Source organism: Gordonia amicalis NBRC 100051 = JCM 11271, assembly GCF_000332995.1.
Classification (GTDB): domain Bacteria; phylum Actinomycetota; class Actinomycetes; order Mycobacteriales; family Mycobacteriaceae; genus Gordonia; species Gordonia amicalis.
Map to the genome: position 1 here is coordinate 1 of NZ_BANS01000016.1, position 21,731 is coordinate 21,731.

The 21,731-nt window shown below is 67.3% G+C and carries 20 protein-coding genes and 1 pseudogene; 10 read left to right on the forward strand and 11 right to left on the reverse strand.

From position 1 onward, the window contains the following. Positions 1-991, forward strand: a 991-nt coding sequence (locus tag GOAMI_RS08430; RefSeq protein WP_006436049.1) for an MFS transporter, incomplete at its 5' end; no start/stop codon positions are given. Between the two features lie 79 nt (positions 992-1,070). Beyond that, the gene (locus tag GOAMI_RS08435; RefSeq protein ID WP_040004690.1) at positions 1,071-1,739 is read left to right on the forward strand and encodes a hypothetical protein; all 669 of its coding nucleotides are present in this window, start codon (positions 1,071-1,073) and stop codon (positions 1,737-1,739) included. Here GOAMI_RS08435 and GOAMI_RS08440 read toward each other — a convergent pair. After that, on the reverse strand, positions 1,736-1,984 hold the full coding sequence (locus GOAMI_RS08440; protein WP_006436051.1) for a DUF2530 domain-containing protein: 249 nt from the start codon (positions 1,982-1,984) through the stop codon (positions 1,736-1,738). The two genes, GOAMI_RS08435 and GOAMI_RS08440, sit on opposite strands and share 4 nt — an antisense overlap. Positions 1,985-2,008: 24 nt before the next feature. On the opposite strand from GOAMI_RS08440, the gene GOAMI_RS08445 reads away from it, so the two are divergent. Together GOAMI_RS08445 and GOAMI_RS08450 are read left to right on the forward strand one after the other, a co-directional pair. Next, a complete protein-coding gene (locus tag GOAMI_RS08445) occupies positions 2,009-3,595 on the forward strand; it encodes an NCS2 family permease (RefSeq protein WP_006436052.1) in 1,587 nt (528 codons plus the stop codon). A gap of 97 nt (positions 3,596-3,692) precedes the next feature. Then, entirely contained in the window at positions 3,693-4,157 is a 465-nt protein-coding gene (locus tag GOAMI_RS08450) for a MarR family winged helix-turn-helix transcriptional regulator (RefSeq protein ID WP_006436053.1), read from the forward strand. Between the two features lie 44 nt (positions 4,158-4,201). On the opposite strand, the gene GOAMI_RS08455 is transcribed toward GOAMI_RS08450, so the two are convergent. Continuing rightward, positions 4,202-5,452, reverse strand: coding sequence for a GNAT family N-acetyltransferase (locus GOAMI_RS08455; RefSeq protein WP_006436054.1), 1,251 nt, complete (start codon positions 5,450-5,452; stop codon positions 4,202-4,204). 96 nt (positions 5,453-5,548) lie between these two features. Between GOAMI_RS08455 and GOAMI_RS08460 the strand changes: the two genes are divergently transcribed. The 3 genes from GOAMI_RS08460 (at position 5,549) to GOAMI_RS08470 (ending at position 8,493) form a co-directional block, all read left to right on the forward strand. Then, positions 5,549-6,403 carry a TrmH family RNA methyltransferase gene (locus GOAMI_RS08460; RefSeq protein ID WP_006436055.1) on the forward strand — a complete coding sequence of 285 codons (855 nt, stop codon included), beginning with the start codon at positions 5,549-5,551 and terminating at the stop codon, positions 6,401-6,403. Further along, positions 6,400-6,726: a DUF2537 domain-containing protein gene (locus GOAMI_RS08465; protein WP_006436056.1), complete on the forward strand. Its 327-nt coding sequence runs from the start codon at positions 6,400-6,402 to the stop codon at positions 6,724-6,726. The genes GOAMI_RS08460 and GOAMI_RS08465 overlap by 4 nt, the downstream gene beginning before the upstream one ends. A 159-nt stretch (positions 6,727-6,885) precedes the next feature. Continuing rightward, positions 6,886-8,493, forward strand: coding sequence for a DUF222 domain-containing protein (locus tag GOAMI_RS08470; protein WP_006436057.1), 1,608 nt, complete (start codon positions 6,886-6,888; stop codon positions 8,491-8,493). 65 nt (positions 8,494-8,558) lie between these two features. Here the strand turns inward: GOAMI_RS08470 and GOAMI_RS08475 are convergent, their stop codons facing one another. The 4 genes from GOAMI_RS08475 to GOAMI_RS08490 all read right to left on the reverse strand — a co-directional run bounded on the left by GOAMI_RS08475 (position 8,559) and on the right by GOAMI_RS08490 (position 13,303). Next, entirely contained in the window at positions 8,559-9,332 is a 774-nt protein-coding gene (locus tag GOAMI_RS08475) for a DUF6928 family protein (protein ID WP_006436058.1), read from the reverse strand. A 3-nt stretch (positions 9,333-9,335) separates the two neighbouring features. Beyond that, complete coding sequence (sepH, locus tag GOAMI_RS08480; protein ID WP_006436059.1) at positions 9,336-10,421, reverse strand: septation protein SepH; 1,086 nt, start codon at positions 10,419-10,421, stop codon at positions 9,336-9,338. Between the two features lie 235 nt (positions 10,422-10,656). Further along, positions 10,657-11,802, reverse strand: a complete 1,146-nt coding sequence (serC, locus tag GOAMI_RS08485; protein ID WP_006436060.1) for a phosphoserine transaminase — start codon at positions 11,800-11,802, stop codon at positions 10,657-10,659. Between the two features lie 373 nt (positions 11,803-12,175). Then, positions 12,176-13,303: a citrate synthase 2 gene (locus tag GOAMI_RS08490; protein WP_006436061.1), complete on the reverse strand. Its 1,128-nt coding sequence runs from the start codon at positions 13,301-13,303 to the stop codon at positions 12,176-12,178. Between the two features lie 164 nt (positions 13,304-13,467). On the opposite strand from GOAMI_RS08490, the gene pdxH reads away from it, so the two are divergent. Next, positions 13,468-14,163 (forward strand): pyridoxamine 5'-phosphate oxidase, encoded by a 696-nt coding sequence (gene pdxH / locus GOAMI_RS08495; protein ID WP_210738121.1) that lies wholly within the window; start codon positions 13,468-13,470, stop codon positions 14,161-14,163. 93 nt (positions 14,164-14,256) lie between these two features. Here the strand turns inward: pdxH and GOAMI_RS08500 are convergent, their stop codons facing one another. Further along, positions 14,257-16,956, reverse strand: coding sequence for a cation-translocating P-type ATPase (locus GOAMI_RS08500; RefSeq protein ID WP_006436063.1), 2,700 nt, complete (start codon positions 16,954-16,956; stop codon positions 14,257-14,259). A gap of 131 nt (positions 16,957-17,087) precedes the next feature. Between GOAMI_RS08500 and GOAMI_RS08505 the strand changes: the two genes are divergently transcribed. Further along, a complete protein-coding gene (locus GOAMI_RS08505) occupies positions 17,088-18,356 on the forward strand; it encodes an MFS transporter (protein WP_006436064.1) in 1,269 nt (422 codons plus the stop codon). A 44-nt stretch (positions 18,357-18,400) separates the two neighbouring features. Beyond that, positions 18,401-19,474, forward strand: coding sequence for an isopenicillin N synthase family dioxygenase (locus GOAMI_RS08510; RefSeq protein WP_006436065.1), 1,074 nt, complete (start codon positions 18,401-18,403; stop codon positions 19,472-19,474). Positions 19,475-19,556: 82 nt separating this feature from the next. Here the strand turns inward: GOAMI_RS08510 and GOAMI_RS08515 are convergent. From GOAMI_RS08515 to GOAMI_RS08530, 4 genes and pseudogenes are all read right to left on the reverse strand, one after another. Further along, positions 19,557-20,683: pseudogene (locus GOAMI_RS08515) on the reverse strand (oxygenase MpaB family protein). 47 nt (positions 20,684-20,730) lie between these two features. Next, the gene (locus GOAMI_RS08520) at positions 20,731-21,000 is read right to left on the reverse strand and encodes a DUF4235 domain-containing protein (protein ID WP_006436068.1); all 270 of its coding nucleotides are present in this window, start codon (positions 20,998-21,000) and stop codon (positions 20,731-20,733) included. Positions 21,001-21,025: 25 nt separating this feature from the next. After that, the gene (locus tag GOAMI_RS08525) at positions 21,026-21,277 is read right to left on the reverse strand and encodes a DUF3618 domain-containing protein (protein WP_006436069.1); all 252 of its coding nucleotides are present in this window, start codon (positions 21,275-21,277) and stop codon (positions 21,026-21,028) included. Then, positions 21,278-21,673, reverse strand: a complete 396-nt coding sequence (locus GOAMI_RS08530) for a phage holin family protein (protein WP_006436070.1) — start codon at positions 21,671-21,673, stop codon at positions 21,278-21,280. It lies immediately after the preceding gene. Positions 21,674-21,731 lie beyond the last annotated feature (58 nt).

Here is a 21,731-nt window from a genome sequence, read left to right on the forward strand (position 1 = left end):
GCTGTTCGGGGCTCTGAGTGATCGCATCGGGGCCAAACCGGTGATCCTCGGCGGGCTGGTCGCCTTCGCGGTGGCGTCGTTGATCGGTGTGGCGACCGCGACGCCGCTGGCTCTCGCGCTCGCCCGGCTCGGTCAGGGCGCCGCAGCGTCCGCGTTCTCGCCCGCTTCGTCGGCGGCGGTGGCCCGCCTGGCGGGGCGAGAACGGTTGGGGCACTACTTCGGTCATTACGGCGCATGGAAGAGCCTGGGTTATGTGTTCGGACCCTTGCTCGGCGTCGGACTCGTGTATCTGGGCGGGATTCGGTCGCTGTACGCGGCACTCGCGGTCCTCGGCCTTGCCGCCGCGGTCTGGGTGGCCGTCGCACTACCCGCGCCGCCTGTGCTGCCCCGGCAGCGATACACCCTCGCCGACCTGGCCCGTCAGACGACCGAGCGCGGCTTCCTCGTCCCCACGATGCTGCTCGCGACCACGACCGCGATTCTCGGTGTCGCCGTGGGCTTCCTGCCGCTACTGGCCTCGCGCGAGGGTCTGCCGTCGTTCGTCGGCGCGGCGTCGGTAGCGGTTCTCGCCCTGGTGTCCGCCGTCGTCCAGCCGTTGGTCGGCCGGTACCGGGACGAAGGTCGGTTGACCATCCGAACCGGAGCCCTGGCGGGGATGACCGTCGGCGCGGCCGCACTGATACTCGTTGCGTTCGTGCCGCACGCCGTGACGCTGCTGATCGCGTCCGCGGCGATCGGGGTGATGGTCGGGGGCGTCACGCCGTTGGCCTTCGCCCATCTGGCCGACTCGACGCCCGACGAACGGATGGGTCGCACGATGGGCAACGCCGAACTCGGACGCGAGGTGGGTGACGCGGGCGGGCCGCTGATGGTCGGGGCCATCGCCACCTTCGCGACCCTGCCCATCGCGCTGCTCGCCCTCGCGGTGGTGGCCCTCGGCGTCGGGGCGACCGGGCGACAAGCCCTGCGCCCGGTCGGCGAGGCCACGTAGGTTTCACTCGTCCCCGGATTCGCTCGTGGCGACACCGTGCGCTCTGATACTCATATATGAAACCTGATTGGGGGCCTGGGTGAGTGCAACGACGATCCTGCTGATCGTTCTCGGGGTGTTGGTGGTGCTCGGCGTGCTCGGGATCATCGCGCTGTTCGTGCTCCACGGGCTCGCGGGCAACCCCAGCCGATTCGCGGTGCGGGACATGTCGCTCGACGAGGTCGATGACTACATCGACCGTCGGGCGTCGTTCGCGATCACCCTGCAGGAGACGACGCCGCTGTCACGCCGTGAGGTGTGGGAGCGGCTCACCGAGGCCGAGTACCTCTCGAGCTTGCCGTTCCTCACCGGGCCGCAGTGGACGACGCGCGGGTCCGGTGTCGTCGGCGTCGGATCGCGGCGGACGATGTCGGGCACCATCCTGTCGGTCGAGCAGCGGGTCGCCGCGGTCACCGAGCGCGAGCAACTCGTCCTGGTCGGCACCGGCATCTCGCTGCCGTTCGCCATCAAGAACTTCGCCGAGCGATTCACCATCACCGACGGCGCTCGGCTCGACACCGTCACGGTGACGTGGGAGATCGCCGGATCGCCGCGGTGGGTCGGTTGGCTGCCCTGGCGATGGGGTGTGCCGTTCATCCGGCCGGTGCTCGGATTTGTCCTGCGTCACGTCCTCCGGCTCAAGCCGTTCCGGCGTCCGAGCGCAGGGAAGAACCGCAGCGGCGCGTCGGGAATCGCGGACCCGATCTAGTCCAGACCCTCCTGCGCACCGCGGGCGCCTCGGCGGACGCCGGCCCGCTGGACCAGCACGATCGTGGTGCCGAGAAGGCCGACGCCGAGCCCGACCAGACAGATCCGGAGTGCGTTGCCGCCGCCCACATCGTTGACCGCGACGACCACCGTAGCCACCAGCCAGGCCACCATCCCGACCACGATCACCGGCTCGGGAGCACGCAGCACGCGCGGTATTTCGGGGACGTCGACTGTATCGGCCATGAGACAAAGGGTAGCTTTCCACAGGTGCCCAAAGATGTCCCGAGTGAGGCCCGCGACCTGACACCCGCCGACACCTCGACCGCGGAGGCGACCGAAGCGGCCGACGCAGGTGTTGCCGACCCGGCAACGGTCGACACCGGCCCCGCGACCACCGCAGGCCCTGCGTCGACGACGCCCAACGGTCGACTCGACCGCTTCTTCAAGATCTCCGAGCGCGGATCGACGATCAACCGCGAGTTCCGCGGCGGCCTGGTCACGTTCTTCACGATGGCCTACATCGTGGTGCTCAACCCGATCATCATCGGCGGCATCCCCGGCGGCGACAAGAACGCCGACGTGCTCGGCAACGTGCTGCCGCTGGCGCAGGTCGCCGCGGTCACCGCACTGGTAGCGGGCGTGATGTCGATCCTCTTCGGTCTCGTCGCCAACTATCCGTTCGCGATCGCCGCCGGTCTCGGGATCAACAGTCTTCTCGCGGTCTCGATCGCGCCCGAGGTGACCTGGCCGGAGGCGATGGGTCTCGTCGTGGTCGACGGCATCATCATCGTGCTGCTGGCGGTGACGGGATTCCGCACGGCGGTGTTCAACGCGGTGCCGGCCGAACTCAAGGCGGCCATCGCCGCCGGCATCGGCGCGTTCATCGCGTTCATCGGCTTCGTCGACGCCGGCTTCGTCAAACGCATCCCGGACGCCGCCGGAACCACCGTTCCGGTCCAGCTGGGCAGCGACAACTCGATCGCCACCATCCCGACGCTGATCTTCGCCCTCGGTGTCCTGATCATGGGTGTCCTGGTGGTACGGAAGGTCCCGGGCGGTCTGCTGATCGGCATCGCGATCACCACTGTCCTGTCGGTCGTGCTCGAGCGCATCTTCGACTACGGCTCCAGCATGGACAACCCGTCGGGCTGGGGCCTCACCGTGCCCGACATCCCTACCGCGCTGGGCGGGTTGCCCGACCTGAGCCTCGTCGGAGATGTCGACCTGTTCGGCGCGTTCACCCGGATCGGTGTGCTGGCGGCGTCGGTGCTGGTGTTCGCGCTCGTGCTCTCCAACTTCTTCGACGCCATGGGAACGATGACCGGCCTCGGCAAGGAGGCCGGCCTGGCCGACGAGAAGGGCAACCTGCCCGGTATCGGCCGCGCGCTGGTGGCCGAGGGGACGGGCGCCATCGCCGGCGGCGTCGGCTCGGCATCGTCGAATACGGTCTTCGTCGAATCGGCGTCGGGCATCGCCGAAGGTGCCCGCACCGGCCTGGCCAATGTGGTCACCGGCGTGCTGTTCCTGGTCGCGATGTTCCTGACGCCGATCTACGAGGTGATCCCGCTCGAGTCGGTGGCGCCGGCCCTCGTGGTGGTCGGTGCGATGATGATCGGCCAGCTGACGGCCGTCGACTTCCGTCGCTTCGACTTCGCGTTGCCGGCCTTCCTGACCGTCGTGTCGATGCCGTTCACGTACTCGATCGCCAACGGCATCGGGATCGGCTTCATCAGCTGGGTGGTCATGGCCACCGCGGCCGGCAAGGCCCGCACGGTTCATCCGCTGCTGTGGCTGGTGGCCGCGGTCTTCGTCGCCTACTTCGCGCGTGGACCGATCTCCGACCTCATCAGCTAACGCCTGTAGTCAAATTTTGCGACCGGTTTGTCATCCACCCGGGTCAATTTGCTTTGCTTAGAGATCTGGAGGTCGTTAGCTGTCCTACTCTGGGGTAATGCATTCACCGTATGGTTACGGAAGTCTATCCGGCGACCTGTCCCTCGCCGTCGTACGTCTCGCGCGACGCCTGAGGGGGCGGCGCGAGAACAAGCTGGTCTCGCTGACGCAGCTCTCCGCCCTCTACACGCTCCATCACGAAGGTCCGATGACCCCTGGTGCCCTCGCCGCGGCTGAGCGGGTGCGCCCGCCGTCGATGACGAGGGTGATCGCGTCGCTGTCGGATCTGGGCATGATCAAGCGCGAACCTCATCCGACTGACGGGCGTCAGGCCATCGTGACGCTCTCGCAGGACGGGGTGGAGGTCATCAAGGAAGAGCTGGCGGCCCGCGAGGCCTGGCTGAGCGACCGGCTGCGCGAACTGTCGCCGGACGAACGGGACGCCCTGCGCGAGGGTGTGATCATCTTCAACAAGATCCTCGGTAAGCCGAACACCGACGTGCCGCACACCCGGGCGGTCTGACGCGGTCATTGCCCGCTCCAGAATGAGTCCCGGAGCTTGCGGGGTCAGAAGAACGTGCCGGAGAACGGTGCCTGATCGGTGGTGAAGGCCTGGTCCAGAGCTCGAAGCGTTGTCGGGGAGTCGACGCTGAGCCGGCCGGCCGCCGCGAAGGCCGACGGTCGTATGCCGCCGAGGTAGATGCTCGACAGCACCGAGGTGTCCATTTTCACTGTGGGCGTTGCGGTTTCGGCCGCCGGTGCGACGATCGCGTCGCCGCCGCGCGCGGACACCGTGAAAACCCCTCCGTGACCACGGAACTCGTCGGTGACCTCGATGACGGCATCGAGGTCGGCGGCGTACTTCCGCGATCCCAACGCGGCCGGGATGTCGAGGATGCGTAGCCACATCTCGTCGCGCAGGCCGGTGATCGACACATCTCGCGCGTTGATCAGCTTGTGCCGCAACGGGTCGTCGACCGGGATGGTGGCGGTCAGTGACGGGATCAGGTCGAGGTTGGTCAGTACCCGCCACAGGTCGGAGTGGGCGTCGTCGGTGACCGCGAAGACCTCGTTCACCTCGCCCCGCACGCCACCGTTCTCGTTCTTGTAGATGCGGTAACTGGCGTAGCCGTCGTCGTGCAGCAGGTAATGCAGTCCGCTCGCGGGCAGCGGACGCTCCGACGGCCGGTCGGCGAGGATCGGTGCCCACCAGGCGGGGGTCCGGGTGAGCGCGCCGGGGGTGGTGAGCGTCCAGCGTGCATGGAGATCGGGTACGGCAGCGGCGATCTCGTCGACGTCGGCGAAGCGCACGGTCGCGTCCTTCGGCTGATCGCCGCGCATCGGTGCATGCCCGGGCGTGATGGACACGGTGTTGGAGAAGCACGCCGGACCGAACCCGAAGCGTTCGTAGATGGTGCCCTCACTCGCGGTCAGGATCGCGAACGTGTAGTTCTCGGCCTCCCACTGCCCGAACATCTCGGTCAGCATCGTGCGCAGGATTCCACGACGACGATGCGTCGACGCCACGGACACCCACGACAGTCCGGCGGCGTCGGCCACACCGGCGCCGGGTAACGACATCGACATCCGGTAGAACATCGACACCCCGACGAGCGGCTTCGACGGGAGGCCGGTGTCGCGCACCAGGACGATGTCGTCGTCGGCGACCTTGCCGCGAAGGTCGGCGCGCTCGTCGTCGGGCAGTGGATTGCGCATGGCGAACGCACGGGCATCGGTGGTGATGATGTCGTCCCAGTCGGCGTCGGTGGCGCGCTGGAGGGACAGACGTGACGTCGGGGTCGAGACGCTGTTGGTCACGGGCTCAACATTTCCACATCGGCGAGGCCGGGGTACTCATCGGGTGTTCGAACGGGTGTCGCAGGTCACGTACGGCCCGGGTGGCACACTGTTCCGGTGCCCGGGCTCGCAGTGGAAGTGATCGACATCGACGACCCGCAGGATCCCCGGGTCGAGGACTTCCGTGACCTCAACTCGGTGGACCGCCGACCCGACCTCCCGGTTCTGCCCGGCGGACGCCCCGGACGCGGTCTGGTCATCGCCGAAGGCGTGCTCGTCGCGCAGCGCATGATCGCCTCGAGGTTCTCCGCCCACGCCTTTCTCGGCGTCGACAAGCGTATGAAGGAACTCGACGACGATCTGCGCGACCCGTCGCTGTCGGGTGTCCCGTTCTTCCGGGCCTCGGCCGAGGTGATGGCGGAGATCGTCGGCTTCCACCTCAACCGCGGCGTCCTCGCCGTCTCGCGACGCCCCGAGGTGCTCTCGGTGCCGGACATCGTCGAGACCGCGCGCACCGTGGCGATCCTCGAAGGCGTCAACGATCACGAGAACATCGGCTCGATCTTCCGCAACGCCGCCGGCCTCGGCGTCGACGCCGTCCTGTTCGGTCAGGGCTGCGCCGACCCGTTGTACCGGCGTTGCGTTCGCGTCTCGATGGGTCATGCCCTGCTGGTGCCGTTCGCCAAGTTCGACGAGTGGCCCCGTGGTCTCGACGAACTGCGTTCCCGCGACTTCCGTCTCGTCTCGATGACCCCGGACCCCGACGCGGTGACGCTCGCCGAGGCGGTCGACGCCGAGAAGATCGGATTCCTGGTGGGCGCCGAAGGGCCCGGCCTCACCGCGTCGGCGATGGCGTCGACGGATGTGAAGGCCCGCATCCCGATGAGTCGCGGAACCGACTCGCTCAACGTTGCGACAGCCGCGGCCGTCGCGTTCTACGAGCGTGTCCGGTCGGGCACGATGGGGGAGTGAACACTCCCGAACCGTTCGATCGGAATGGCGAGCCCACTCCGTGGGTGGGGCACACCGAGCCCACGCCCTGGGCGCTCGGCATCGGCGTATCCGCCGTCTGCGCACTCTTCGGGGCGTTCGTGCTCGTCGGGATCTACGAACTGATCGGCGGCATCCTGAAGTTCCTCGGCATCGCCGCGGTGCTCGTCGTCGCCGGTGGCCTCGGCTGGACCCTCTGGGAGTTCCGCTACCGCCTCGTATGGCGCTGGATCGTCTGGGGCCTGCTCATCGGCTTCCTGGCCGGGGTGACGTCGTCGATCGCGTTGCTGATCATGGGTCGTTAGCTCTGCCACCGCGCGGACAACACCTGGCCCAAGCCTCACCTACCAGACACCACCGACAGGGCCGAGCCGATGAGTGGACGTCAAGATTCGGTGCGGACCAGCGCATTCCCGTGTACAGTCGAACATGTATTCGATCAGTGTTCTCCGGGGGTGACCGTCTTGGCAGACAGCGCACGGCCCGCCGCCGCGGTCCCGCCTTCCGGAGCTGCCGCGCTCGTCGATCAAATCCATTCGCTCATCGACCAGTTGCAGACGGTGAACCTGACGCAGTGTTCGGATGCCGAACTCGTCGATCTCGCCGCCGAGACCGAAAGGGCCATGGCGCGACTGAGTTTTGCCGGGGACCGTCAGGTCGTCGAAGCCACCGAACGTGACCTACCGCGTAAGACCGGTCATCGCAGTGTCATCCAGTTCATGACCCATCGCCTCCGGATCGCCGAACCCATGCGTCGCCGCGACCAGATGTCGGCCACCGCAACCTTTTCCAGCCCGACCGGTGAACCGCTCCCACCCCAGCACCCCACCCTGGCCGAGGCCTTTGCCGACGGGCATGTCGGCCCCGCCCATGTTCGTGCGGTCATCGATGTCCTCGACCAGATTCCGCACGCCGTCGACCACGACGTGAAGATCGCCGCCGAAGTTCAGATGACCGAGATCGCCGTCGACCACACGCCGGCCGACATCACCGCCCTGGGATCCCGACTGCTGGCCCACCTCGACCCCGACGGCACCCTCACCGACGATTCGGATCGCCAGCGCCGCCGGAATCTGTGGGTCGACCGGCAGCGTGCCGACGGCACGGCCAAACTCACCGGCACCCTGACACCCGAACTGCTTGCCCGGGTCACCATGCTGCTCGCCGTCTGGGCCAAACCCGGCATGAACAACCCCGACGACCCTGAATCACCCCATGGCTCGATCGACGACGCCGACCCCGACGTGGTCGCCGCAGCCGCCGAGCGGGATGACCGCACCCCGGCCCAGCTCAACCACGACGCCTTCAACGCACTGCTGAAAGCTGTGTTCGAGGACGGTCTACTGGGTAAGAGCCACCGCGGACTACCCGTGCAGATGATCTTCAAGGCCGATCTGAACGATCTGATCCGTGAAGCCGGCTTCGCCACCACCGCGACCGGCACCCTGATCCCGATCAAAGATCTCGTCAACCTGGCCGCCGACGCCCAACCATGGCTGGCGGTGTTCAAGGACGCCACCGCCGTCCCGCTCTACTTCGGACGCGGCAAGCGCCTGGCCACCCGCGAACAGCGCCTGGTGTCCTTCGCCCGCCCCGACGGCGAAAACTGCTCCACACCCGACTGCGACCTCTCCGCCGCACACGTGGAAATGCATCACGCCCAACTCGATTGGGGCCTCGGCGGACTCACCGACATCACCGACCTCGCACCCGCATGTCCGAAACACAACCGCATGGTCGGAGAGCAACCCGGCCAGTACACCACCCGGATGGTCCGTGAAGGATCCGATGAAGGCCGCTGCGTCTGGCGGCTCAACGCCGAGCCCGGGGCACCACCCAACCCCGAACGCATCAACCGGCGACCCGACATACCCCGCCGGTTCATCGAACACCTCCAACAGGTACGTAACGAGATCCACGGACCCGCAACGGCGTCCGGCGATGAAGCACGCCTTGTGGTGCGCAGAGTCATCGACCACCGGCCACGGGTCGTCCCGCCGAGCCGCGAACTGCGCGCGGATCCCCGGTCGCTCATCGAAACACACCTCGCCGAACTACTCAGCCGCCTCTGACCTGAGCCCAGATCCCCGAAGTCGAGACACTCGAAGTCATCCACGGGCTCGGGCACGAGGAGCGGTCAGAAGCCGAAATACTCCCGGATGCGTCCGCGCTTGCGCGGACGGCCCTCTGGCGGTGCGGCGCGTTCCCCGGCGTGGGCGGCGGTGGCTCGGCGATAGTTCTCGAAATCGGCGGCGGTCGGCTCGTACTCCGCCGGGTGGAGCGCGAAGCCGGTGACGGTGATGTCGGCCGGGTCGAGGTCGGTCGGGGCGAGCGGATGGGTGTAGCGGAACCCGAGCCAGGACCGGTTGGCCTCCTCGGCAAGCTGGGCCGGATGGAAAGGCAGCGCCATCCCCTGGTTGGGGACACCTTCGGCGTAGGTGAGCGGGTACTCGCCACCCCAGAACGGTTTCTCGAAGGTGAACGGGAGCCCGTGGTCCTCATGGATGGTCACCGGGTCGGCGGAGAACGAGCGTCGGAGTGACCCCGATTCCCAGCGCGCGAACGCCCCGAACGACGTGTCGGGTTCGGTGTAGAGCAGCGTCGTCACCGCGCTCGGGCGGATCGCGGCCAGCGTCCGGGTCAGCGTCGAGGGGACGGCCGTCTCGAACAGCGAGCATGAGATGACCGCGAGCGAACCGTAGAACCCCGCGTAGACGTGGTGATCCTTCGCGGCGGCTGCGGTCGCCAGGTCGGTGTCGACGAGCGGGACGAGAACGCTGTCGCCGTAGATCTTCGACGCGAGTTGCTGGGCGTGCTGATGATCGTGCCGCGGTGCGCGCACGACGCTGCGTAGGTCGTCGGCCGGGTCGGAAGAGTCGATGAACCAGACGGTGGCCGCGCGTGCCGACATATGTCAGCTGTTCCCGTTGCTGCGTACGCCGAGCAGGACGTCCTCCCACGCGGGCACGGCGGGCTTGCGTGGCTTCTTCTTGCGCGGACGTTCGGCGTGAGCGGGTCCGGGCTCGCGTGTCGCAGGGCCCTCCGGCGAGTCGGTGTCGTGGTCGGTCGCCGACGCGGTGTCCGCTTCGGCATCGGTGCTGTCGCGCCCGGGTGTGTCCGCCGGGGATGACGCCGAAGCGGCGTCCGGTTCCATGGTTGTGGTCTGGACAGGCGCCTGCGCAACGGGGGCGGCGATCGGGGTGACCGGTGCCGGGGGCGCGTGGGCGGTGGTCTCCTCGTCGAACCCGAAATCGAGAGGAACGGTGCCGTTGTCCTCCCGCACCGCACGACGTTCCTGGCGCGCGCGCTGGGCACCGATCAGCGAGTTGGCGTCGAGCGTGACTTCTTCACGCCCGTCCGATGTGGTCTCGACGGCGATCTCCGGAGTGGCGACCGGCATGAGTCGACGCCGCGGTGCGATGGTCTCGGGGTGTGTCAGCTCGTCGGCGAGATCGTCGAGCGGATCGACGGTGCCGCCGTGCGTGCCGGGCTGATAACGCCAGTGCGCGAGGTTGTCGGTGCGTCCGACGCTCCACGCGACCTGCACGACCCAGTAGCCGCTGTCGTCCTTCCAGGCGTCCCAGTCGGCGTCGGCCGGGTTGTGGCCGTATGCGACGAGCCCCTCCGCCACGGATTCGGCAAGGGTCGCAACCGCCGGCCCGTCGTGCCGGATCGGGTGAGCTGCTCCGGCCAGCTCGGTGGCGCGGGAGCGTTCGAGCAATACCGGGTGGGCGAAACGTTCGATCTTGTCGACACCCACCCCCGCCGCGGCGGCGACCTCGGCGACGGACGCACCCGCGCGGATTCGTGCCTGGATCTCTCGTGGCCTCAATGCACTTTCCATCTCGATCTCGATCTGTCCCAGCCTGGTGATGTCGCCGCGGGCCGCGGCGCGAAGGCGTTCATCGGAGGCGATCCGGAATTTCTCACCCGATTGAGGGTCTTGGCAGATGACGTGGGAACCGTCGGTTTCCACTCCGACGACGCGGAGCTCACGCATCTGCTCCTCCTCCGGTGGGTGCACGCATTGGGGCCACATTAACTCACCGATCTGCCGATTCACTGTGGGACACGCGGTAAAACCGCAGTTCAGAACGCGTGGGGTCCGTGCGACACCAGCGATGGGTGCGTCGTATGTGGTCTGTGTTGTCCAGGCTACCCGCTGGCCTGAACGCCACCGGCGCGTCGACCCGAAGGTACGGACGCGCCGGTGACGGTGTAGGTCTTCGCCGTGCTCAGAGACGCTCGACGATGTAATCGATGCACTTGGTGAGCTTGGTGACGTCCTCGGGCTCGATGGCCGGGAACATACCGATACGCAGCTGGTTGCGTCCCAGCTTGCGGTAGGGCTCGGTGTCGACGACACCGTTGGCGCGCAGGGTCTTGGCGATCGCGGCGGCGTCGACGTCATCGTTGAAGTCGATGGTGCCGACGACCTGGCTGCGGTTGGCGGGCTCGGCGACGAACGGCGTCGCGAACTCACTGGCCTCGGCCCACTGGTAGAGACGCGAGCTGGAGTCGGCGGTGCGCGAGACACACCAGTCGAGGCCGCCGTTGTTGTTCATCCACTCGATCTGGTTGGCGAACAGGAGCAGCGAGCCGACGGCCGGGGTGTTGTAGGTCTGATTCTTGCTGCTGTTGTCGACGGCGGTCGGCAGCGACAGGAACTCCGGGCACCAGCGATCGGTCTCGGCGATCTTCGCGATGCGGGCGAGTGCACGCGGGCTCATCAGTGCCACCCACAGGCCGCCGTCGGAGGCGAAGCACTTCTGCGGTGCGAAGTAGTAGACGTCCGCGTCGGCGATGTTCACGGGGAGACCGCCGGCGCCGGAGGTGGCGTCGATGGCGATGAGCGCGTCGTCGGACTCTGCAGGTCGCAGGACCGGCACGGCGACACCGGTCGAGGTCTCGTTGTGGGCCCAGCCGATGAGGTCGACGCCGCCGAAGTCGTCGGCGGTCAGTGCGGCCGGGTCGGGGGCGGTGCCGGGGTCGGTGGAGATGACCGCGGGCGAGTCCAGGAACGGCGCCTTCTTGGCGACGGTCGCGAACTTCGACGAGAATTCGCCGTAGGTGAGATGCAGCGAGCGCTGCTTGATCAGACCGAAGGCGGCGGCGTCCCAGAAGGCGGTGGTGCCACCGTTGGAGATGACGACCTCGTAGCCCTCCGGCAGCGAGAACAGATCGGCCAGACCCTCACGGATCGAGCCGACCACGTTCTTGACCGGTGCCTGGCGGTGACTGGTGCCGAACACCGAAGCGCCGGTGTCGACGAGGGACTGCAACTGCTCGGGGCGTACCTTCGACGGTCCGCAACCGAAGCGGCCGTCCGACGGCAGCAGGTCGGCGGGCAGGGTGATGGGTGCGGTTGCGGTATCGCTCATGGGCTCGATTCTAGGGTTGTGGCGGACACCACCTTCTTGGCGCCTCGGCTTTTTCCGTTCCGACCGCGCGCAGAATCGCCATTTTCGGGCAGAAGCGCTATGCATACGCTCGGGTCGACCGTCGACCAGCTCGGGCTGCCGGTCACGTTCAAGTGATCGGCGCAGCGCGCGATCTGGGTTGACCTCTCGATTGTGCGGAGACTAAGGCACCGGCCATGCCGGGGTCTGAGGAAGGCTTGGAAATCCCTGCTCGCCGAACAGCTTCGGTGTCAGGGTTGCGATCCGATTGACCCGTCGGGCAGCGTTGCAGTGAAACTGAACTCTCTGTGGCCGGCGATTCTGCGGCCAGGTGAAGATCTCGCGGTGGTGTGGTCTACAGCCCGGGCTTGACCACGTCGCCCCAGCCCTCGACGTCTTCGGGGCGTCGCGGGGCGGGACCGGTGTAGATGGCGGCGGGACGGACCAGCTTGCCCAGACGCTTCTGCTCCAGGATGTGGGCGCACCAGCCGGCGGTGCGGCCGCAGGTGAACATCGCGGGCATCATGTGCGTCGGAACCTCGGCGAAGTCGAGGATGACCGCGGCCCAGAACTCGACATTCGTCTCGATCGCCCGGTCGGGGCGTCGTTCGCGAAGCTCGGTGAGAGCAGCCTGCTCGAGCGCGGCGGCGACCTCGAAACGCGGGACCCCGAGTTCTTGGGCGGTGCGTCGGAGCACGCGGGCGCGCGGATCCTCGGCGCGGTACACGCGGTGCCCGAAGCCCATCAGCTTCTCCTTGCGGTCGAGGATGCCCTTCACCAATCCTCGTGCGTCACCGGTCTTCTCGACCTCTTCGATCATCGGCAGCACGCGGGCCGGCGCGCCGCCGTGCAGGGGTCCGGACATGGCACCGATGGCACCCGACAGCGACGCCGCGACGTCGGCGCCGGTGGAGGCGATCACGCGTGCGGTGAACGTCGACGCATTCATGCCGTGCTCGGCCGCGCTCACCCAGTAGGCGTCGATGGCGGCCACGTGCTTGGGGTCGGGATCGCCCTTCCAACGGGTCATGAACCGTTCGGTCACGGTCGAGCATTCGTCGATGACGTGCTGCGGGACGGCGGGCTGATGGATGCCGCGGGCCGACTGCGCGACATACGACAACGCCATCACCGAGGCGCGTGCGAGATTTTCCCGCGCGGTGGCGTCGTCGATGTCGAGGAGCGGTTCGTAACCCCAGATCGGGGCCAGCATGGCGAGCGCCGCCTGGACGTCGACGCGCACGTCGCCGGTGTGGATGGGTAGCGGAAACGGCTCGGCCGGCGGCAGTCCGTCGCCGAACTTTCCGTCGACGAGAAGGGCCCAGACGTCGGCGAAGGTCACCTTGTTCTCGACGAGATCCTCGATGTCGACGCCGCGATAGCGCAGGTTGCCGCCGTTCTTGTCGGGCTCCGCGATATCGGTGGTGAACGCCACCACGCCTTCGAGACCTGGAACGAAATCGTCGGGAACCGCGTTGGCCATGACAACCACCTCACTGAGACAACTGTGTCCTGAAATCGCATGCGTCGATCAGATCGAACTGTAGATCAGCACCACCCTCCGCGTGTACCAGGGAGTAACTGAGTTGTCGGAGTAAATTCAGCCGAGTGTTGGAGAAACCGCTCGAATCGATCGATCTGCCGAACATGCGCGTCGGCTACGGCGGGGGTATTCCGCCCAACATCGGCGAGGGCGATCGTGCGGCCGGCGCCGACGGCATCCGTGAGAACCTCGACCCGAGCTGGCTCCGCGGCGACCCGCCGTGGCTCGACCTGTTCAGTGTCTGGCTGAAAGAAGCGCTCGACGCCCGGATCGCGGAACCGAATGCGATGGTCCTCGGCACCGTCGACGCCGACGGCCGGCCGTCGACCCGGACCGTGCTGTGCAAGGGCGTCGACGCCAACGGCGTGGTGTTCTTCTCCGGCTACGAGTCGGACAAGGGCCAGCACATGGCCGCGAATCCCCATGCATCGGTGACCTTCCCGTGGATCGCCCTGGAGCGCCAGGTCCATTTCCGCGGGCCGGTCGAACACCTCAGTGCCGAAGAGACGCAGGCCTATTGGGAGATCCGACCGCGGGGATCACAGTTGTCGGCCGCCGCGTCGGAACAGTCCCGGCCGATCGGCAGCCGACTCGAACTCGAGCAGAAGGCCGCCGAGCTGGCCGAGCAGTACGGCGGGTTCGACGCCGGCGACGAGATCCCCGTCCCGTCGAACTGGGGCGGCTACCGCATCGTTCCGGTGGAGGTCGAGTTCTGGCAGGGGCGGGCGAACCGCCTGCACAACCGGGTGCGCCTCACCCACGTCGACCACGAATGGCGCATCGAGCGGCTGCAGCCCTGAACCTGCGACCCGGCGGATCCGCCGGGTCCGACACCGGCGCGACCTGCCGATCGTGCGTCCACCGCAGGGCGTCCGGTGTCTCGGCGGTCCGTATCAGAAGCGCCATACTGCGCGGACCACTGCCTTGCGGATCTCCTCGACCACCAGAACCGACGACGCGACGACAACGGCGTAGAGCCACTCGGTGGCGGTGAGGGAAGTGGTGTCGAACAGGTCCTGAAGGAAGCCCACGTTGACGACCGCCACGTGCAGCACGATCACCGCCACCAGGGAGATCCAGATCGCTTGATTGGTCAGGGTCTGCAAGGAGAACACCGACCCACGATCCGAACGCACGTTGAGCAGGTTGAACACCTGGTAGAAGACGAAGGTCGTGAAACCCAGCGTGCCCGCGAAGAGCGGGTCGCGGGCGCTGTCGGGGAAGATGTCGTCGGCGAACACCAGGGTCAGGATGGTGCCGACGGTCATCACGATGGCGAGTGTGAGGATGCGGAGCACGCGATTACGGCTGAGCAGTCGTTCGCCGGGCGATCTCGGCTTCTGCTTCATCGTGCCGGGCTCGGTGGCGTCGACACCGAGTGCGAGCGCCGGAGGGCCGTCCATGATGATGTTGACCCACAGGATCTGCAGCGCGGTGAACGGTGCGCCCCCGGCGATTCCCGTGATACCCGCGGTGAGGAAGATGAGGACGAAGCCCCACGCCGTGGTGAGCTGGAACTTCACGAACTTGACGATGTTGGCGTAGATTCCGCGACCGTCGCGCACCGCGGAGACGATGGTCGCGAAGTTGTCGTCGGTGAGGATCATCTTCGCTGCACCCTTGGAGACGTCGGTGCCGGTGATACCCATGGCGATGCCGATGTCGGCCTGCTTGAGGGCAGGTGCGTCGTTGACGCCGTCGCCGGTCATCGCGACCACCTCGCCATTGGCCTGCAGCGCCTCGACATAACGGATCTTGTGTTCCGGTGCCACCCGGGCGAGAACCCCGAAATGGGCTGCGCGTGCTCGCAACTCGTCGTCGCTGATCTCGTCGAGGGCGCCGCCGGAGAGCGGTTCGCCCTCGATGCCGAGGTCGGTGGCGATCGCCGACGCGGTGGTGAGGTGATCACCGGTGATCATGTGGACGCCGATCCCGGCCTCGTGGGCGGTCGCGATGGCTTCGCGTGCTTCCGGTCGAGGAGGGTCGAGGATGCCGACCACCGCGTATATCGCGAGGTTGTCGACGGCGTCGAAAAGCGAGGACTCGTCGGGTAGTTCGGCCAACGTCGTCCCGGCGATCATGAGGGTGCGCAGCCCTTCGTGGCCGAGCTCGTCGACAGCCGCCGCGATCAGGTCGCGATCTTCGTCGGTGATCGCGCGGTCGCCCTCGGAGGTACGCACCATCGTCGCCCGACTCATCAACACACCCGGGGCGCCCTTGGCATAGCACCGGTACGGGCCGGTGCCCGGCAGGCTGCTCTCGTGGTAGGTCGCCATGAACTTGTAGTCGGAGTCGAAAGGCACCTCGGCGAGACGCGGATGATTCGCCCGGGCGCCGACCACATCTATGCCGCCCTTCTCGGCGAGCACGACCAGCGCACCCTCGGTCGGGTCACCCACCAGCACACCGTCGTCGACCGACGCATCGTTGCACAGCGACATCGCCAGGAGGGCCCGGCGGAAATCGGGAAGTGCATCCTCGCTGTCGGAGAGGATCTTGCCGTCGGGCGAGTAGCCGCCGCCGGTCACCCGGCAGATGTGACCGGCCACGACCAGCTTTCGGACGGTCATCTCGTTGAGGGTCAGCGTTCCTGTCTTGTCGGTTGCGATATGGGTTGTACTGCCCAGGGTCTCGACGGCCGCCAGTTGTTTGATGATCGCTCCGCGCTTGGCCAGCCGCGACGCGCCGAGGGCGAGCGTGAATGCGACGACTGCGGTCAATCCCTCCGGGATGGTCGCCACCGCCAGCGATACGGCGGTCAACAGCAGGTCCGACCACGACTCCCCGCGAAGCAGACCGAGGAGGAAGACAATGCTCACCACGACGATCGCGATGACGGTCAGCAGCGTCGCAAGCTGGTCGATTCGTCGCTGCAAGGGAGTCTTGTCGACGCCGGCCGTGCCCAGAAGCGAAGCAATGGTGCCGATCTCGGTCGACATGCCGGTTCCGGTCACCACCATCGTCGCCCGGCCGCGGGTGACCTCGGTGTTCATGAATGCCATGTTGGTTCGGTCGCCGATCGGAAGGTTCGGATCGGCGAGGGGATCGGCGGTCTTGGTGACCGGCTGCGATTCCCCGGTCAGAGCCGACTCCGCGATCTGCAGCCGGGCCGCCTGCACGATCCGGCCATCGGCCGGGACGGCGTCGCCGGCCTCGAGCAGGACGATGTCGCCGGGCACGAGCTCGGTGCGTTCGACGTACCGCTCCTGACCGTCTCGTCGAACCCGTGACGAGTCCACCGACATGCTCCGCAGCGCGCGCAGACTCTCTTCGGCTCGCGACTCCTGAACGTAATTGATCACGGTGTTGAACGTGATCACCGCGAGGATCACCACCGGCGTCTCCCACTCGCGCGACACCCCGGCGCTGACGGCTGCCGCCGCCACGAGCACCAACGTCATCTTGTCCGCGAGCAGACGCAGCACCTTGCGCCAGGCCGGTTCGCGGGCTTCCTTGCGCAAGCGGTTCTCGCCGTATTCGGAGCGACGTTCGGCGACCTCGGCGTCGGTGAGCCCGACCGTGATGTCGGTTGCCAATCCGTCGGCGAGAGCCTCCGCCGTCCACGTGTGGGGGTGTTCGGTGGTCGTCGTCATGCGGACTTTCCCGGGTCACTCGGCCCCGTGAGCGGGGGCGCGGTCATGGACAGGTGCTGACACCTCGACAGTAATGGGCGTCCGGGCCGGCGTCGGTCTACTCGTGTGCGGGCGGTCCTAGGATGGCGAGAATGCGCCGCCACCTCGCCGATACGACGCCGCTGCGCACTCTCGCTTTCCGGCGCCTGTGGCTCGCGAACATCGTCACCGTCGTCGGAGCCCAGCTCACGATCGTCGCGGTGCCCGCACAGATCTACGAGGTCACCGGCAGCTCCGCCTACGTCGGCCTGACCGGCGTGTTCGGATTGGTCCCGCTGGTGGTGTTCGGGCTGTGGGGCGGTGCACTCGCCGACGTCGTCGACCGTCGAACACTGCTGATCACCACCACCGTCGGTCTCATCGTGTGCAGTGCGCTGTTCTGGGTGCAGGCTGCAGCCGGCGGCGGCAACGTGTGGATCCTGTTGGTGCTGTTCGCCGTTCAACAGGCGTTCTTCGCGGTCAACCAGCCGACGCGGACGGCGGTGCTGCCACGACTGCTCGACGCCAAGGATCTCCCGGCGGCGTTGTCGCTGAACATGACGGTCATGCAGGCGGGTGCCATCGCCGGCCCGCTCGTCGGCGGAGCGCTGATCCCGATCCTGGGCTACTCGTGGCTCTACTTCGCCGACACCCTGTTCCTGTTGCCGACGCTGATCGCGGTCGTCATGTTGCCGTCGCTGCGTCCGGAGAGCGACGCGGCGCCCAAGGTCGCCGGGCTGCGCTCGGTGATCGAAGGGCTCCGGTACCTGACCGGCCACAAGATCCTGATGGCGTCGTTCCTCGTCGACCTCATCGCCATGATCTTCGGCATGCCCAGGGCGCTGTTCCCGCAGATGGCACACGAGAACTTCGGCGGACCGGAGGGCGGCGGCATGGCGTTCGCCCTGTTGTTCACGGCGATCTCCGCGGGGGCAGTGGTCGGCGGCATCTTCTCGGGCTGGGTCGCGCGCGTCGAACGGCAGGGCCTGGCCGTGATCGTCTGCATCATCATCTGGGGTCTGGCGATCACCGGAACCGGCATCGCGGTGTCCTTCGCCGACGGCACGGCGATGCCGATGCTCGTCGTCGCGGTGGTGCTGCTGATGATCGGCGGTGCCGCCGACATGGCGTCGGCCGCCTTCCGTCAGACGATCCTGCTGGCGGCGGCCAACGACGAGGTCCGCGGGCGCCTGCAGGGCGTGTTCATCGTGGTGGTCGCGGGTGGCCCCCGGATCGGCGACGTGGCGCACGGCACCGCGGCCGCATCGATCGGGGTCGCGGCCGCCACGGCCTTCGGCGGTGTCGCCGTGGTGATCGCGACAATCATTGCGGCCCTGTTGATCCCGGCTTTTGTCCAGTACCGCGCCGGTCAGCGGACCTGAGCCGTTCGACGCCTGGCCAGCGGTTACGGTGATTCGGTGTCACCATGGACGCCATGACCGCCGCCTCCACCGGCTTCCAGGTGCCGATCATCGACATCTCGCCCTACATCCGCAACGGTGATGCCGCCGATCGGGCCGTGGTCGCGGCGAAGGTCGACGACGCCGCCGGTTCGGTCGGGTTCATGCAGATCGTCGGGCATGGGATCCCGCCGGCGGTCATCGAGGAATTCACCGCGGTCATGGACGATTTCTTCGCCCTCCCGCTCGAGGAGAAGAAGGCGTACCGAACGCCGCCGGAGATCAATCGCGGATACGCGCCACCGAAGTCGGAGTCGTTGTCCCTGTCGCTGGGCGTCGAGTCCGCGGACCGCATGAACGACTTCTTCGAGGCGTTCAACGTCGGGGTCGAAGCACGCGAGTACCCCGAACTCGCTCTTCCCGACAACCACTACGCCGACAACACGTGGCCGGCCGTCGACCACTTCGAGGCGGCCGTCTCGACCTATTTCGTCGAGGCACGACGGGTCGCACACACCCTGACCCGCATCTTCGCCGATGCCCTCGACCTTCCCGCCGACTTCTTCGAAGGATTCACCGATCACTCGCTCGACGTCCTGCGGATGAACAACTACGCGCTCCCGCCCGGAGAGATCGAACTCGAGGGAGAACTGACCGGGATGGGGGAGCACACCGACTACGGCATCGTCACCGTCCTGTGGGCGGACCAGGTGAAGGGCCTGCAGGTCCTCGACCACCACGGCCGATGGCACGACGTGAGTCCCGTCGACGGTGCACTGCTGGTCAACATCGGCGACCTCATGGCCCGCTGGACCAACGAACGCTGGATGTCGACGCTGCACCGGGTCAAGGCGCCGATCGTGGACGGCGCGATCGAGCGTCGACGCTCCGCCGCGTACTTCCACGACGGCAACATCGACGCGATGATCGCGACCCTGCCGTCGTGCGTCGGTGCGGGAAGCCGATACTCGCCGATCACCGTCGGGGAGCACATCGGCGCCAAACTCGCCGGATCACGCGCCGGCCGGCCGAACCCGTATGCCCAGCGGGAGGCGGAGCGGGTGCGTCATGCGATGCGACGGGGACAGGGACGGCAGTAGTCGGGCCGGGCAGAGACCAGACGACGGTTCCCGCTCACCCGGACAGGTGAGCGGGAACCGCCCCCGACGTCGTCGTGAAGTCTCAGTCCGAGGTCAGCACTGTCGGATACGTCGCGCGCCGAGCGGCGGTGACGGGGCAGTAGTGCATCGGGTTGTCGCGCTGGTCCAGCGGCGGCAGGTTGCGCCTGGGTGTGTGCACGATCGGCGCGTCCTTCGCGACCCTGCCGTTCACGCGGTCCCACGCGTCGCGCGGACGCGGGTGGCGCAGAAAGCGTTTCGGCAGCAGCCTGTGCATGACGAGGTTGATCCCCTTGCCCAACAGACGGAAGCGGCGCTCGTCGGCGTCGGTCCACTCGAGGCCGAGGATCTCGCGGATCGGCTCGTCGTAGAAGCCGGTCGTCAGCCACATGAACATCTTCTGGTTCTGCGGGACGAGGTAGCGGTCCCAGACCGACTTGGGGATGAAGCTCAGGAACGGGGGCGGCGGCAGCTGGGTGATGTCGAGGACCGTGCGTACCGACACGTGGTCGCGTAGGACATTGCGGCACATGTAGTCCCAGTACTCGAGAAAGTCCTCGTAGGTCTCCGGGACGGGGCGCATCGAGACGCCGTACTGGGCGTACCAGGCCTTGGACTCCTCGAACAGCTGGCGCTTCTGGTCCTCGGTGAGGAACGGGCCGAACCGCTCGCACAGGCGGACGTTGCCGTACCAGAACGTCGCGTGCGCCCAGTAGAAGACGTCGGGGTCGAGCGCGTGATAGCGCGACCCGTCCTCCATCGTCCCCTTGACGGTGCGGTGATAGTCCCGGACCTCGAGGCCGGTCTTCGTGCCGGGGATCACGGAGTCGAAGACGACGCCACTGATCGGGTAGAGCGACCGCATCAGGCGCTGCCAGCGTTCTCCGAAGAGTCGGAGTGGTCCCAGACGGCGGCGCCGAGCTTGGGGTGCATGTTCTGGATCGAACCGGCCCACAGGCCCTGGAACATGCCGGTCCAGGTACCCCAGATCTGCCAGGTCAGCGAGTCCGGACCGAGGGGCTCGTACTCGTGGGCGGGTTTGACTCCCTCGGCATCGGTCTCGTAGCCGTCCTCGGAGAACTGGCTGCCGGGAGAACGCCCGGCGTCGGCCGGGCAGCTCTGCTCGGCCGACGCGTCGTCGGTGGCGTGAACGGGACAGGTGGTCTGTTCGTCGTTCAGTACCTCAGTCATGAGACAGAACCCTAGGTTCGTCTCAGTGGTGTGTCAACCGTCACGTCTTAGTCGGGGTTCTCGTGAGTCACCGCCTGGTAGCCGCGTGCACCGGCACGGTCGACGGCCGCACGGACCAGTCCGAAGACCAGTCCCTGAAGCGCCGCGGCAGTGAGCACCTCGACATTGCTGCGCTCCAGATCCTTCGGATCGGGCGCTTCGGCGTCGTCGGAGATCCGTTTCCAGATCTGGCCGAACACGGCTCCCGCGGCGATGCCGCCGAGCACGCTCGTCGCCAGTGACAGTGGTTTGTAGAACGCCTTGGACACGGCAGTCATGTCGAATTCCTCCTGGGTCGGGTGTTCAGCGGCGACGCTTGATGACGACGACGGTCCCGATGGCGACCAGCACGGCCACCGCGACACCGATCAATGCGGTGCGGTTCTCCTCGGCCTTCACCTTCGCGGTGTACGCCGTTTCCGCCGCGGCGGCGTTCATTCGTGCCGGGACATCGAGCTTCGCCGCCAGCGCATCGACGGTCTCGGCGAGTTCCTCGCGCTGCTGCTCCACCGGCGGCGGGTCGGTCGGGTTCCGATCGGGCTGCGTGTCACTCATCTACAGGTGCTCCTTCACGGTTGCGACGTCGCGCTGGACGCTCTCGACGGTGTGCTCGGGGGCGGGCGGGACGGCCGACTTCGCACGCTGCGCACCGAACGCCGCCGCTGCGCCGCCGATCGCCAGGAGCACGACTCCGACGATCACCGCGGCCAGCCACGCCGGCACGACATTCGCCAGTCCCAGGACCGCAGCGGCGACCAGCGTTCCGAGGCCGAACAGCACCAGCAGGGTGCCCGCGCCGGAAATCCCCGCGCCGACACCGATCCGGGTCCCCTTCCCCTTCATCTCGGCCACTGCATTCTGCAGCTCGGTCTTGACCAGGGTCGTCGCCTGACTCTGGAGCCGTTCGACAAGCTGCACGGTCGACAGATCGTTCACAGACGGATCGCTCACGGTGGTACCTCCACATCGGGGACGTCCTACGCGTTCCCGACCGGCACCGGTCCCAAAC